The organism is Microbispora triticiradicis, from assembly GCF_005864065.1.
GTDB classification, from domain to species: domain Bacteria; phylum Actinomycetota; class Actinomycetes; order Streptosporangiales; family Streptosporangiaceae; genus Microbispora; species Microbispora triticiradicis.
Map to the genome: position 1 here is coordinate 40071 of NZ_VANP01000018.1, position 13869 is coordinate 53939.

Here is a 13869-nt window from a genome sequence, read left to right on the forward strand (position 1 = left end):
GGGGTACATGGACGTCCCGGTTGAGGAGATTGTCGCGGCGCTGCGGAAATCTCTGCTGGACAACGAGGCGTTGCGGCAGCGCAACGCGGAACTCGCGGCGGCGGCGACCGAGCCGATCGCGATCATCGGTATGGCGTGCCGGTATCCGGGCGGGGTCACCACGCCCGAGGAGCTGTTCCAGCTCGCCGTGGACGGCAGGGACGGGGTGTCCGCCTTCCCGGCCGACCGGGGCTGGGACCTGGAGGGCCTGTACGACCCGGAGCCCGGCAAACCCGGCCACAGCATCGCCCGGGAGGGCGGGTTCCTCTACGACGCGGCGGACTTCGACGCCGACTTCTTCGGCATCTCGCCGCGCGAGGCGCTGACGCTGGACCCGCAGCAACGGCTCCTGCTGGAGGTGAGCTGGGAGGCCTTCGAACGGGCCGGCATCGACCCGGCCTCGCTGAACGGCAGCACCACCGGCGTGTTCGGCGGCGTTATGTACCACGACTACGGGTTCGGCACCAGCGGCGGCAGCGACGTCACCGGCCGGGTGGCGTTCACCCTCGGCCTGCAGGGCCCGGCGGTCACGATCGACACGGCCTGCTCGTCGTCGCTGGTCGCCGTCCACCTGGCCGCCCAGGCGCTGCGTACGGGGGAGTGCTCGCTCGCGCTGGCCGGCGGCGTGACCGTGATGGCCAACCCGGACATGTTCGTCTTCTTCAACACCCAGCGCGGCCTGGCCAGGGACGGCCGGTGCAAGTCGTTCTCCGCCGACGCGGACGGCACGGGCTGCTCCGAGGGCGCCGGCGTGGTGCTGCTGGAGACCCTCTCGAACGCGCGCCGCAACGGGCATCCGGTGCTCGCCGTGCTGCGCGGGTCGGCGATCAACTCCGACGGCGCGTCCAGCGGGATGACCACCCCGAACGGGCCGTCCCAGCAGCGGGTGATCCGCCAGGCGCTGCGCAACGCCGGGCTCTCCCCGGCCGACGTGGACGTGGTCGAGGCCCACGGCACCGGCACCACCCTCGGCGACCCGATCGAGGCGCAGGCCCTGCTCGCCACCTACGGCAGGCAGCGACCCGAGGACGGCTCACCCCTGCTGATCGGCTCGATCAAGTCGAACCTCGGTCACACCCAGGCCGCGGCGGGCGTCGCCGGGGTCATCAAGATGGTGCAGGCGCTGCGCAACGGGGTGCTCCCGAAGATCCTCCACCTCGACGAGCCGACCCCGCACGTGGACTGGTCGGCCGGCCGGGCGGAGCCGCTGCGGGAGGTGCGGCAGTGGCCGGCCGGCGAGCGGCCGCGCTACGCGGGGGTGTCGTCGTTCGGGATGAGCGGGACCAACGCGCACGTCATCATCGGCGAGGCCCCGGAGGAGCCGCCCGCGCCCGCCCGCCTGCCCCTGCCGGTCGTCCCCCTGCTCGTGTCCGCCCGTACGGAGGAGAGCCTGCGCGCGCAGGCCGGTTCGCTGCGGACCCGCCTGGTCGCCGGGCCGGCCGCCGTGTCGGCGCCGGACCTGCTCGACATCGCCGCCACCCTGGCCACCGGCCGGGCCGTCCACGAACACCGCGCCGTCGTGATCGCCGCGGACCGGGACGAGGCGGTGGCCGGGCTGTCCGCGCTCGCCGACGGCGGCGCCCGGCCGAACCTGTGGCGCGGCGAGGCCGCCGCGCACCGCACCGCCTTCCTGTTCGCCGGGCAGGGGACGCAGCGGCTCGGCATGGGCCGGGAGCTCCACGGCACGTTCGGGGTCTTCGCGTCGGCGTTCGACGAGGCGGTCGCCGCGCTGGAGGGCTGGCTGGCCCGCCCGCTGCGGGAGGTCGTCTGGGGCGGCGACGCGGAGGCGCTGGCCCGGACCGGGTCCGCCCAGCCGGCGCTGTTCGCGCTGGAGGTCGCGCTCTACCGGCTGCTGGAGTCGTTCGGCGTGACGCCGGACTACCTCGCCGGCCACTCGATCGGCGAACTGGCCGCGGCCCACGTCGCCGGTGTGCTGTCCCTGTCCGACGCGGCGCGGCTCGTCGCGGCGCGCGGGACGCTCATGCAGGCGCTCCCCCCGGGCGGCGCGATGATCGCCGTCGCGGCGGCCGAGGAGGAGGTGCTGCCCCTGCTCACCGGCCGGGTCGGCGTCGCCGCCGTCAACGGCCCGGGCTCCGTCGTCGTCTCCGGCGACGCGGAAGAGGCGGAGGCGATCGCCGCCCACTTCGCCGCCCTCGGCCGCAAGACCAGCAGGCTCCGCGTGTCGCACGCGTTCCACTCGCCGCTGATGGAGCCGATGCTCGCCGAGTACGCGGCGGTCGCGGCCGAGATCGCGTACGCCGAGCCGCGCGTCCCCGTCGTGTCCACGGTGACCGGCGAACCGGCGCCCGCCGGCACCTGGTCGGCGGACTACTGGGTGCGGCACGCGCGGGACGCGGTCCGCTTCGCCGACGCCGTCCGCTTCCTGGCCGGCGCCGGAGCCGACCGGTTCGTCGAGATCGGCCCGGACGGCGCGCTCGCCGGCCTGGCGGGGGAGATGCTCGAACCCGGCCGGGCCGAGACCGTCGCCCTGCTCGCCCGCACCGTGCCGGAGACCCGGGCACTGCTCACCGCCCTCGGCCGTCTGCACACCGGCGGCGTGCCCGTCTCCTGGCCCGCGTTGTTCGAGGGCCGCGGCGCGCGCGTGGCGGACCTGCCGACCACCGCCTTCACCCGCCGCCGCTACTGGTCCGACGAGGAGTGCGGCACGACCGCGAACGCGACGGGCCTCGGGCAGCGGGCCGTCGACCATCCGCTGCTCACCGCGGTGGTCGCCGTGCCGGACACCGGCGGGCTGCTGCTGACCGGGCGGCTGTCCGCGCAGGCCCAGCCGTGGGTGCCCGACCACGCCATCTCCGGCACCGTGCTGTTCCCCGGGACCGGCCTCGTCGAGCTCGCGATCGCCGCGGGCGACCACGTCGGCTGCCCCACCCTGGACGAGTTCACCCTGCACGCGCCGCTGGTGCTCGGTGATGCGCCGGTCGAGGTGCAGGTGAGTCTCGGCGCGGCGGACGACACCGGCCGCCGGGCGGTGACCGTCTACTCCAGGACCGCGGGCGGGCCGCTCGACGCTCCCTGGACCCGGCACGCGCAGGGCGTGCTCTCGGCGGCGGTCGCGCCGGCGCCCGAGCCGGAGCTCGCCGAGTGGCCGCCGCCCGGCGCGGCTCCGGTGGACCTGGACCGCGCGTACGAGCGTCTCGCCGACCGGGGGTACGACTACGGCCCGGCGTTCCAGGGCCTGCGGGCCGCCTGGCGAAACGGCGACGACTGGTTCGCCGAGGTCGTGCTGCCCGAGCACGTGGCACCGGGCCGGTTCGGCATCCACCCGGCGCTGCTCGACGCCGCGATGCACGCCGACCTGCTGGACGAGGACAGCGCGGGGCAGACCCTCCTGCCGTACGCGTGGACGGGGGTGTCGCTGCACGCGACGGGAGCCTCCGCGCTGCGGGTGCGGATCCGCCGCCAGGGCCGCGAGGAGGTCACCGGGGTCCTGGTGGCCGACTGGTCCGGGCGGCCGGTGCTGTCGGTGGACGCGCTGGTCTCGCGCGCCGTGGACGCCGGCGCGCTGCGCACGCCGACCGGCGCGGAGCTGCTGCGGGTGGAGTGGACGAGGCCGGACGTCCCGCCGCCGGGCGCGGACGCGGTCCCCGTCGTGGACGACCTGTCCGAGCTGGGCGCGAGCGTGCCCGAGGTGGTGGCCTTCCGGTGCTTCGGCGACGGCGGCGACACCGCGGACGTGCCCGCCGCCGTACGGGCCGCCTGCGGGCGGGCTCTCGGCGCGGTCCAGGCGTGGCTGGCCGACCGGCGGTACGCCGACTCCCGGCTGGTCCTGCTGACCCGGAACGGCGTCCGCGTCCACGACGAGGCGATCGACGTCGGCCAGGCGCCCGTGTGGGGCCTGGCGCGGGCCGCGGCGGCGGAGAACCACGGCCGGTTCGCCGTGGTCGACGTCGACGCGGAGGCCGGCGAGCGGGTGATCGCAGCCGCCGCGGCGTCCGGCGAGCCCGAGGTCGCGGTGCGGGGCGGGGAGATCCTGGTGCCCAGGCTCGCCCGCGTGCCCGCCGCCGCTCTCGCGGCCGAGGACAGGACCCCGTGGCCGGCCACGGGGACGGTGCTGATCACCGGCGGCACGGGCGGGCTCGGCGCCGTGATCGCCCGGCACCTGGTCACCGAGCACGGCGTGCGGAGCCTGCTGCTCGCCGGCAGGCGCGGCCCCGCCGCGCCCGGCGCGGCGGAACTGGCCGAGGAACTGCGCGCGCTCGGCGCGGAGGTGTCCGTGGCCGCCTGCGACGTGTCGGACCGGGACGCCGTCGCGGCGCTGCTCGCCGAGGTTCCGCACGAGCGCCCGCTGACCGGCGTCGTGCACGCGGCGGGCGTCGCGGAGAACGCCCTGATCAACACGATCACCCCGGCCGACGTCGACCTGTCGCTGCGGGCCAAGGCCGACGGGGCGTGGCACCTGCACGAGCTGACCGCCGGGCTGGACCTGTCGGCGTTCGTCCTCGTCTCCTCGGCCGGTGGCCAGGTGCTCGCCGCCGGACAGGCCGGCTACGCCGCCGCGAACGTCTTCCTCGACGCGCTGGCCGTCCACCGTACGGCGGCGGGCCTGCCCACGACGTCCATGGCGTTCGGGCTGTGGGACGTCGACACCGGCCTGAGCACGGGGCTCGGCGAGGCCGACCGGCAGCGGATGCGGCGGCAGGGACTGCCGCCGCTGTCACCCTCCGACGGGCTGGCGCTGTTCGACGCCGCGCTGGGCGCCGGCACCCCGGCGCTGGTGCCGTTGCGGGTGGACCAGACCGCGCTTGACGCCCGCACCGACGAGGTGCCCGCGCTGCTGCGCGGCCTGCGCAGCCGGAGGCTCCGGCGGGTGGCCGCCGAGGCGGACGGCCGACCGGCCGCCTCGGACCTCGCCGCGAGCCTGGCCGAGCTGGCCCCGGCCGACCGCGAGCGGGTGGTGCTCGACCTGGTGCGCACCCACGCCGCGGCCGTGCTCGGCCACGACAGGAACACGGCGATCGGCCCGGACCGCGGCTTCCTCGACCTCGGCTTCGACTCGCTGAGCGCGCTGGAGCTGCGGAACCGGCTCAACACGGCGACCGGGCACCGGCTGCCCCCCACGCTGATCTTCGACTACCCGACGGCCGCGGCGGTCGCCCGCCACCTGGTGGACCTCTTCGCCGCCAAGCTCCCGGCGCCGGAGGTCGATCTCGGCTCGGCCACCGCCGACGAACTGTTCGCGATCCTCGACAACGAGCTTGAGACGCTGTAACCCATGGTCATGGCCCTGCTGGGCGCCCGCTCACCGAGCGGGCGCCCTTTGGCGGCCACGGATTTTTACGTATGATTAAGACAACTGTATTAGACGGCGTAAGGATTTCGATTATGGGACACCGCGAGGACCTGCTGGAGGGCGCCAAGCGCTGCCTGCGCGAGAAGGGGTACGCCCGTACCACGACCCGTGACATCGTGGCGGTCTCCAATACGAACCTCGCCTCGATCGGGTACCACTTCGGGTCGAAGGAGAACCTGCTCAACGAGGCGCTGATCGATGCCCTGGGGGAGTGGGGCAAGGAGCTGGAGGGCGCGCTCGCCGCGGCCATGAGCCAGGCCGGCGGCGCGCTGGAGCGGTTCGAGTCGATCTGGAGCCGCCTCGTCGAGTTGTTCGCCAACGACCGGGCCCTGTGCGCGGCGAACATCGAGGTGTTCGCGCAGATCGAGCATGTTCCGACCGTGCGCCAGGTGCTCGCCGACGGGCTGGAGCAGGGCAGGGAGGGCCTCGGCCGGCTGTTCGGCACGGTGAGCGAGGACACCGACCAGGAGACCGCCCGCGCCGTCGGGTCGTTCTACCAGGCCCTGGTCACCGGGGTCATGGTCCAGTGGCTGATCGACCCCGGCCGGGCGCCGTCCGGGCACGACCTCACCGCGGCGCTCCGTCAGATCGCCGCCGGCCTGATGTGGAACGGCGGCACCCGGGAGCCCGAACCCGAGCACGTCTGAGCGCCCGGCTACGTTCTCCCGAGCACATTCGACGGCCGGCAACGACAAAGGCCCGGAAGGTATCGCCTTCCGGGCCTTTGCCGTGCGACGTGGTCAGTCGTCCTCGTCGTCGGTGTTCTCCAGCATCTCCGCCTGCTCCGCGCTGATCACCACGTGGGAGACGTCGACGGTGGCCGGCTGGTGACGCGAGAGCGCGTCCTTGATCGGCACCTCGAGACGCGCGGCCTTGGCCGCGTCGAGCTCCTCGCGGCGCTCGGCGAACTCGGGCATGACCTCCCGGGCGAACAGCTCCAGCGACTCGCAGATGTGCTCGTGCTTGTTGGCGCCGATCTGCACCTGGAAGATGATCTGGTCGACGCCGACCGCCTCGTACGACCGGACCAGCTCGCGCAGCTGGTCGGGCGTGCCGATGGCCTTGCGGAGGTTGTCGATGCGGGCGAGCAGGTCGGGGTCCATCTCGGCCCGGGTCTCCGGGGGCAGGTGCCGGCTGAAGCCGAAGGCGTCCCGGTTCTCCGCGAAGTCCTTGGCGATGTCGGTGGCGCCCGGCCGGTGCGCGCCGTGCATCCAGTAGTGCAGGAACGAGTACGCGAAGAAGTGGGCGCCGTGCACGCCGCGGTCCAGCGCCGTCTCCTCGTCCTCGTGGCACATGAACGGCATGACCAGCGCGAAGTTGGGGTTGACGGCGTAGCCGGCCGGCACGCACTCCTCGGAGGCGATGAGGTCGTAGTAGGTCTCGACGCGCTCCTTCGCCTCCTCGGGGGAGACGAACGCGAACGACAGCGCGCCCATCCCGTTGCGCGCCGCGTACTCCACCGTCTCGGGGGAGCTGCACGCGACCCACAGCGGCGGGTGGGGCTTCTGCTTGGGCTTGGGCACCACGTTGCGCGGCGGGACGTTGATCCACTGGCCCTGGTGGCCGGTGAACGGCACCTCGGTGAGCATGCGGGTGATCACGTCGATCGCCTCCCGCCACTGCTCGCGCTTCTTGTCCCGCTCGACGTCGAAGGCGCCCACCTCGAGCTGGGTGCTGCCCTGGCCGCTGCCGAAGTCGACCCGGCCGCCGGAGATGAGGTCGAGGGTCGCCAGGCGCTCGGCCACGCGTACGGGGTGGTTCACGTTCGGGGGAATCGAGACGATCCCGTGCGCGAGCCGGATGTTCTTCGTCCTGGCCGCGGCGGCGGCCAGGAAGACCTCGGGGGCGGCCGAGTGGGAGTACTCCTCCATGAAGTGGTGCTCGGTCTCCCACACGTAGTCGTAGCCGAGGCGGTCCGCGAGCTCGATCTGCTCAAGGGACTCCTTGAGCACCCGCTCCTCGCTGTCCTCGGTCCACGGCTTCGGCACCTGGTGGTGGTAGAACAACCCAAAGCGCATGACTTACCACACGCCCCTCTTGAGCAGGGCACCGGCGTCGATCTTGAACTGGTTGCCGGTGACGTAGCGGGACTCGTCCGACGCGAGGTAGACGACCGCGTGCGAGACGTCGGACGGGTCCAGGCACGGGATGGGCATGCCGTGGATCATGGCGAAGGAGGCGTTGCCCTCCTCTCGGGTCGGGTGCTCCAGGTCCGGCCGGAACAGCCGCCACACGGACTCGTTCTGGATCATGTCGGTGTCGACGTTGGTCGGGTGGATGGCGTTGACCCGCCGGCCCGAGGGCGCGAGCTGGAGCGCCAGCGTGTTCACGTACTGGATCAGCGTGGACTTGGCCAGGCTGTATCCGAGGCCGCCGGGGCCCATCGGGCCCGGGTCCCCGCGGTCGGGGATCAGGCCCACCATGGAGCCGACCACGATGACCGACGCGGTCTCGCTCAGGTGCGGCAACGTGGCGTGAATCGTGTTGATCACGCCGACCAGGTTGATGTCGACGGTGTCGGTGAACGCGGTCAGCGGCCGGTCCGGCCCGAGGACGCTGATCCCGGCGTTGGGGATCACGACGTCCAGCCTGCCCAGCTCCGCCACACCGTCGTCGATCGCGTTCTGCAGTTCGGCGCGGTCGCGGACGTCCACCTGCCGGCTGAAGATCCGGCGGCCGGTCTGCTCGACCAGGCGGACGGTCTCCTTCAGGTCTTCGACAGTGGCCATCGGATACTGGGCGACCTCAATGTCCGTGCAGGCGTCCAGCGCGATGATGTCGGCGCCTTCCTCCGCCAGCCGGACGGCGTGGCTGCGTCCCTGCCCACGCGCCGCACCGGTGATCGCAACGACCTTGCCTTCCACGCGGCCCATACGGCCCTCCTGTGGTATGTGCGTCAAGGAATCTCCCGAACAGGATGTCGTGCCGGGCATGTCCGTCGCGTCCCGCAAGCACCCCTGTCATCGTCGCCAGGCCTCGCCGCGCGGTAGGGGTGCGCCGGGCGCCGGACCCCTACTACACCCCTGACCTGTGCCTTTTGCCTTCAGATCGTCGTGACGGCGTGGTTGTCTTGCGGTGCGGAACCCGTGTTCACCTCCCTGTCACCCCCCCGGGTGACGAGACGGAGCGACGACATGATCGTGATTCCCGCCGCCCTGTCCGAGAGCCCTGGGTGTCCGGTCCACCGGCCGATCGCGGCGCCGGACCCGGTGCGCTCGGCGTCGAGGTCGCCGCCCGCCGGCGGTGCGCCTCACGCGGCTCGCGGTCGTGCCGCCGCTCCTGCCTGCTCGCTCCTCGGCATCACAGGCGCTCGGGCGCCTCGGCAACTCGGTCTATACAAGGGTCTAATACGGACGTATGATTAAATCATGACTACTAAACAACTCGCCGGACGCAAGGAATGGCTGGCGCTCGTCGCACTCGCGGTGCCGCCCCTGCTGGTCGCCATCGACATCACAGTGCTCTACTTCGCCGTCCCGTCCATCGCGGCAGACCTCAAGCCCACCAGCACGCAGCAGCTGTGGATCATCGACATCTACGGGTTCGTGCTGGCCGGCATGCTCTTGACCATGGGTAACCTCGGCGACCTGTTCGGCCGCCGGCGTACCCTGATGATCGGTTGCACCATCTTCGGGCTCGCGTCCCTCGGCTCGGCGTTCGCCACGAGTCCCGAGATGCTGATCGTGTGCCGCGCGGTGCAGGGCCTGGGCGGAGCGGCGCTGATGCCGTCCTCGCTCGCGTTGCTGCCGGTCATCTTCACCGACGACAAGCAGCGCCGCACCGCAATCACGGTGTTCTCGCTGGCCATCTCGGCCGGCGCGGGCTTCGGCCCGGTGCTGAGCGGCGTGCTGCTGAACAACTTCTGGTGGGGCTCGATCTTCCTGATCAACGCTCCGATCATCGCGATCCTGCTGATCGCGATGCCGTTCCTCGTCCCCGCCTTCCGGCTGCCGCGCGAGCAGGTCGGCCAGTTCGACTGGCTCAGCGCCCTGCTGTCGCTGGTGGCGGTGCTCAGCGTGATCTGGGGTGTCAAGGAGCTCGCGATCAACGGCGTGGAGGGGATCCCGCTCGGCGCGGTCGTCGGCGGCCTCGTGCTCGCGGTGATCTTCGTGGTGCGGCAGCGTCACCTGACCCACCCCATGATCGACCCGAAGCTGTTCAGGACCCGCGGCTTCCTGCCGGTGCTGACGGTCAGCGCCACCGGGTTCTTCCTGGTCATCGGGTTCTCGGTGTTCACCACGCAGTTCCTGATGGAGGTCATCGGCCTGCGGCCGCTGCCGGCCGCGCTGTGGTCGATGGCGTCCCCGGTGATCTCGGGCAGCCTCGTGCCGGTCGCCATGGGCATGGTCGACAAGGTCAAGCCCGCCTACCTGATGGCGTCCGGGTTCCTGCTCGCCGCGATCGGCTTCGGGATCATGACCCAGGTCACCGCCGACAGCGGCATCTTCCTGGTCGTGAGCGGCATCGTGGGCATCGGCGTCGGCACCGCGCTGCTGTTCGCTCTGCTGACCGACATGGCGGTCGCGATCTCTCCGCCCCGGCAGGTCGGCGCGGTCTCCGCGCTCACCAAGACGCTGCAGGAGTTCGGCGGCGCGCTCGGCCTGGCGATCTTCGGCACCATCGGCGCCGCGATCTACCGGAACTACCTGGGCACCCGGATCGACGGCGTGCCGGCCGAGGCCGTGCGCGCCGCCCGGCAGACCATGGGCGGCGCGGTCGCCGTGACCCAGTCGCTGGCGCCCGACGCCGCGAGGGCGCTGCTCGCGGTCGCCCGTGAGGCGTTCGCCAAGGCGACCAGCCTCACCGCGATCCTCGGCATCGTGATCGCGCTCGTGTCGGCCGTGCTGCTGGTCACCCGGCTGAGCCACGTCACGTACACGAAGGAAGGAGAGGAGGTGCTCCCCGGGCCGGTCACTCCCGAGGTCCCCACCACGATTTGACCGGCACGACGCGGCGGCCGGCGAGCCCCACCCGAACCCCACCCTCGCCGTCCGGCCCGCGCACAGGGGTCCGGCTTTCACCGGCACCGCCGGAAAGCCGGACCCCTCTTCTCTCTCGGCGTCTTCGATCCCGGCGTTCCATCTCGGCCCGCGGCGACGTCCAGTGCATCCCCACACGACACACGAGCATGTGAGGAGTTCACATGAGCAGTCGGCAATCCCCGACGCCGCATGCGGTGTCGCTGTCCGGAATTCGCAAGGTCTACGGCACGGGCGACAACAGCGTGGTCGCGCTCGAATCCGTTACGGTGAACTTCGAACGGCGCACGCTCACCGCGGTGATGGGCCCGTCGGGTTCCGGCAAGACGACCCTGCTGCACTGCGCGGCGGGGCTCGACGAGCCCACCGAGGGATCGGTGAAGCTCGACGGCCAGGAGATCACCGGTCTCAGCGAGACCGCGCTGACCCTGCTGCGGCGGGACAAGGTCGGATTCATCTTCCAGGCGTTCAACCTGATGCCCGCGCTGACCGCCGAGCAGAACGTGGTCCTGCCGCTGCGGCTGGCCGGGCGCAAGATCGACAAGGCCAAGGCGAGGGACGTCCTGACCCAGGTGGGCCTGGGCGACCGGGCCGGCCACCGGCCGAGCGAGCTGTCCGGCGGACAGCAGCAGCGGGTGGCCATCGCCAGGGCGCTCGTGGCCAGCCCGGCCGTGATCTTCGCCGACGAGCCCACCGGCTCGCTGGATTCCAAGACCGCCCGCGAGATCCTCGAACTGCTCCGTGAGTCGGTGCGCCTCTACGACCAGACCGTGGTGATGGTCACCCACGACCCCGTCGCGGCGTCCTACGCCGACCGCGTGGTGTTCCTCGTCGACGGGTCGGTGGTGACCGAGATGGCCAACCCCACGGCCGAGTCGGTCGCCGAGCAGCTCACCCGGCTGGGCGAGTGGGCGAAGCAGCGGTCGGTCGCGCGCGCGGAGGGCGGTCGCTGATGTTCCAGCTTGCCCGGAGAACCCTCCGCTATCGGTGGGGGGGATATGTCGCGACCTTCATCGGAATGTTCTTCTGCAGCATGATGCTGGTCGCCGCGGGCGGGATGATGGAGACCGGGCTGCGGCAGACCGTCCTGCCCCAGCGCCTCGCGGGGGCGGACGTGGTGGTCGCGGGCGACCCGCGCTACATCCTGGCCGACAACCCGGTCGGCGCGCTCAACGAACGCGTGCAGGTCGACCGCGACCTGGTGACCAAGCTCGCCGCGATCCCCGGCGTGAAAGCGGCCATCCCCGACGTCGCCTTCGACACCTTCGTGCTCCGCGACGGCAGCCCCGTCGACACGGAGGCCCACGGGCGTGACTGGGGATCCGCGGTGCTCAGCCCCTACTCCATCGGCGCGGGCGCCGCTCCGCAGCGTGCGGGGGAGGTCGCGCTCGACACCGACACCGCGCGCCGGATCGGGGCGTCCGCCGGAGACAAGATCAAGATCGGCGCCCACGGCGCCGTCGGCGAGTTCACCGTCACGGGCATCGTCGCCCCGGCGCAGCCGACGACCGAGCGCTCAATCTTCTTCACCGGCCCGGACGTCCAGCGGCTCGCGCGGGACCCCGCCCGGGTCGACACGATCTCCCTCGTCGCCCAGCCCGGCACCGACGCCGCCGCGCTCAGCGCGAAGGCCACGGCGGCCGTGGGCGGCCCCGGCATCGCGGTCCTCACCGGGAACGACCGCGGCAACGCCGAGTTCCCCGCCTCCCTCGAAGTCCACGACCTGATCCTGATCGCCGGCATCTTCGTCGCGCTGTCGCTGGTCGCCGGGCTGCTCGCGGTCGCCTCCACGCTCTCGCTGGTCGCCAGCAACCGGGAGCGGGAGATCGCGGTGCTGCGCGCGATCGGCGCCACGCCCTGGCAGACCCGCAGGATGATCCTCGCCGAGGCGCTGGTGGTGTCGCTGCTGGCGACCACGCTCTCCGTGCTGCCGGGATGGTTCGTCGGCGAGTTCCTGTACCGGATGGTGGTCAGGATCGGCGTGGCCCCCGAAGAACTGTCCTACGAGCGCGGATGGGTGCTCCCGGTCATCGCGTACGTGCTGGCCGTGGCGACCTCGCTCGGCGCCGGCCTGATCGCCGGGAAGCGGGCCCTGCGCGCCCGGCCCACCGCCGCGATGGCCGGCACCGACACGGCGGTCAAGCGGACCGGCTGGGTCCGGCGGATCATCGGCCTGGTGCTCTTCGCCTACAGCGGCGGGCTGGTCTTCGTCGCGCTTAACTTGGTCACCGGACCCTTCATCGCGGGCCCGGCCAACTGGGCGGCCATCCTGTTCGCACTCGGCGTGATGCTCCTCGGCCGGGACATCACCCGGGTCCTGGTCGCGGTGCTCACCCCGCCGCTGCGGCGGCTGTCGTCGGTGTCGGGCTACCTCGCCGCGCTGAACGCCAGGGCGCGGGTGCCGCAACTGGCCGCGGTCATCACCCCGATCATGCTCATGACCTCGGTCGCCACCGCCACCACCTATGTCATCACGACGGAGGCGGCATCGATCAACATCTACACCGAGAGCCTGGCCGGCAACGTCATCATCAAGGCGCCGCCGGGCGGGTTCGGCCCGGAGGCCCTGCCCAAGATCCGCGAGGTGGCCGGGGTCGCGGCGGCGTCGGAGTTCACCGCGAGCGCCGGGTTCGTCGACGACCCGCCGGACCCGCGGGCCGGCGCGGACCTCGGCGGCTGGCAGTTCAAGGGCTTCACCGCCGACGCCGCCGAGAAGGTGGGCGCGGCCACGATGACCGCGGGCTCGCTCACCGAGCTGAAGGGCGACACCGTCGTCATCAACGACGTCTACTCGAAGGAGCTGAAGAGGGGCGTCGGCGACACGATCACGCTGCGCCTCGGCGACAACTCCAGGGTGAACGTCAAGATCGTGGGGCTGATGTCGGAGAAGGTGAGCTTCGAGTCGATCATTCTGCCGATCGACCTGCTGTCCAAGCACACCACCACCGGCCTGCCGCTGTACATCCTCGCCGCGCCCCAGCCCGGGACGTCGGTCGCGCAGCTGTCGGCCGCGCTGAGCGGCGTCGTCGCCACCTTCCCCGGGGCGCAGATCGTCGACAGGTACACCCTGCGCGGGTCGTTCGAGCACCACCTCGGCGCGGAGGAGCTGGTCAACTACCTCTTCCTCGCGCTGCTGATGGGCTTCATCGCGATCTCCGTGATCAACACGCTGTTCCTGGCGACCGGCCACCGCAGGCGCGAGTTCGGCCTGCAGCGGCTCATCGGCGCCACCCGGAGGCAGGTGCTGCGGATGACGGCGGTGGAGGGCGCCCTGACGGCGCTGATCGGCATCGGCCTCGGCGCCATCATCGCGCCGCTCGCGTTCGTGACGTTCGCCCTCGGGCGTACGGGCAAGTTCATGCCGGCGGGGTCGCCGCTGATATTCCTGCTGATAGCAGGGGCGGCGGCGGTCCTGACCCTGGGAGGCACCCTGGTCGCGGTGCTGCGGACGCTGCGGAACCGGCCGCTGGAGGCCGCCCTGCCCACCTGACCGCCGGAGAGAAGTCATTCGCGCATAATCCTGAATTCAGCCAGACCTAA

At 72.2% G+C, this 13869-nt stretch carries 7 protein-coding genes; 5 read left to right on the top strand and 2 right to left on the bottom strand.

Features of this window, described 5'->3' with window-relative positions:
* The first annotated feature begins 7 nt into the window (after positions 1-7).
* Complete coding sequence (locus FED44_RS31545; protein WP_138462959.1) at positions 8-5269, top strand: type I polyketide synthase; 5262 nt, start codon at positions 8-10, stop codon at positions 5267-5269.
* A 113-nt stretch (positions 5270-5382) separates the two neighbouring features.
* On the top strand, positions 5383-5997 hold the full coding sequence (locus tag FED44_RS31550; RefSeq protein ID WP_117409917.1) for a TetR/AcrR family transcriptional regulator: 615 nt from the start codon (positions 5383-5385) through the stop codon (positions 5995-5997).
* A gap of 93 nt (positions 5998-6090) precedes the next feature.
* Here FED44_RS31550 and FED44_RS31555 read toward each other — a convergent pair whose 3' ends face one another.
* Both FED44_RS31555 and FED44_RS31560 read right to left on the bottom strand, forming a co-directional pair.
* The gene (locus FED44_RS31555) at positions 6091-7368 is read right to left on the bottom strand and encodes an LLM class flavin-dependent oxidoreductase (protein ID WP_117409918.1); all 1278 of its coding nucleotides are present in this window, start codon (positions 7366-7368) and stop codon (positions 6091-6093) included.
* Between the two features lie 3 nt (positions 7369-7371).
* Positions 7372-8223: a mycofactocin-coupled SDR family oxidoreductase gene (locus tag FED44_RS31560; RefSeq protein ID WP_117409919.1), complete on the bottom strand. Its 852-nt coding sequence runs from the start codon at positions 8221-8223 to the stop codon at positions 7372-7374.
* Positions 8224-8718: 495 nt separating this feature from the next.
* On the opposite strand from FED44_RS31560, the gene FED44_RS31565 reads away from it, so the two are divergent.
* The 3 genes from FED44_RS31565 (at position 8719) to FED44_RS31575 (ending at position 13819) form a co-directional block, all read left to right on the top strand.
* Positions 8719-10290: an MFS transporter gene (locus tag FED44_RS31565; protein WP_138462960.1), complete on the top strand. Its 1572-nt coding sequence runs from the start codon at positions 8719-8721 to the stop codon at positions 10288-10290.
* A 203-nt stretch (positions 10291-10493) separates the two neighbouring features.
* The gene (locus FED44_RS31570; RefSeq protein WP_138462961.1) at positions 10494-11282 is read left to right on the top strand and encodes an ABC transporter ATP-binding protein; all 789 of its coding nucleotides are present in this window, start codon (positions 10494-10496) and stop codon (positions 11280-11282) included.
* A gap of 65 nt (positions 11283-11347) precedes the next feature.
* Positions 11348-13819 (top strand): FtsX-like permease family protein, encoded by a 2472-nt coding sequence (locus tag FED44_RS31575; RefSeq protein WP_167521642.1) that lies wholly within the window; start codon positions 11348-11350, stop codon positions 13817-13819.
* The last annotated feature ends 50 nt before the right edge of the window (positions 13820-13869 follow it).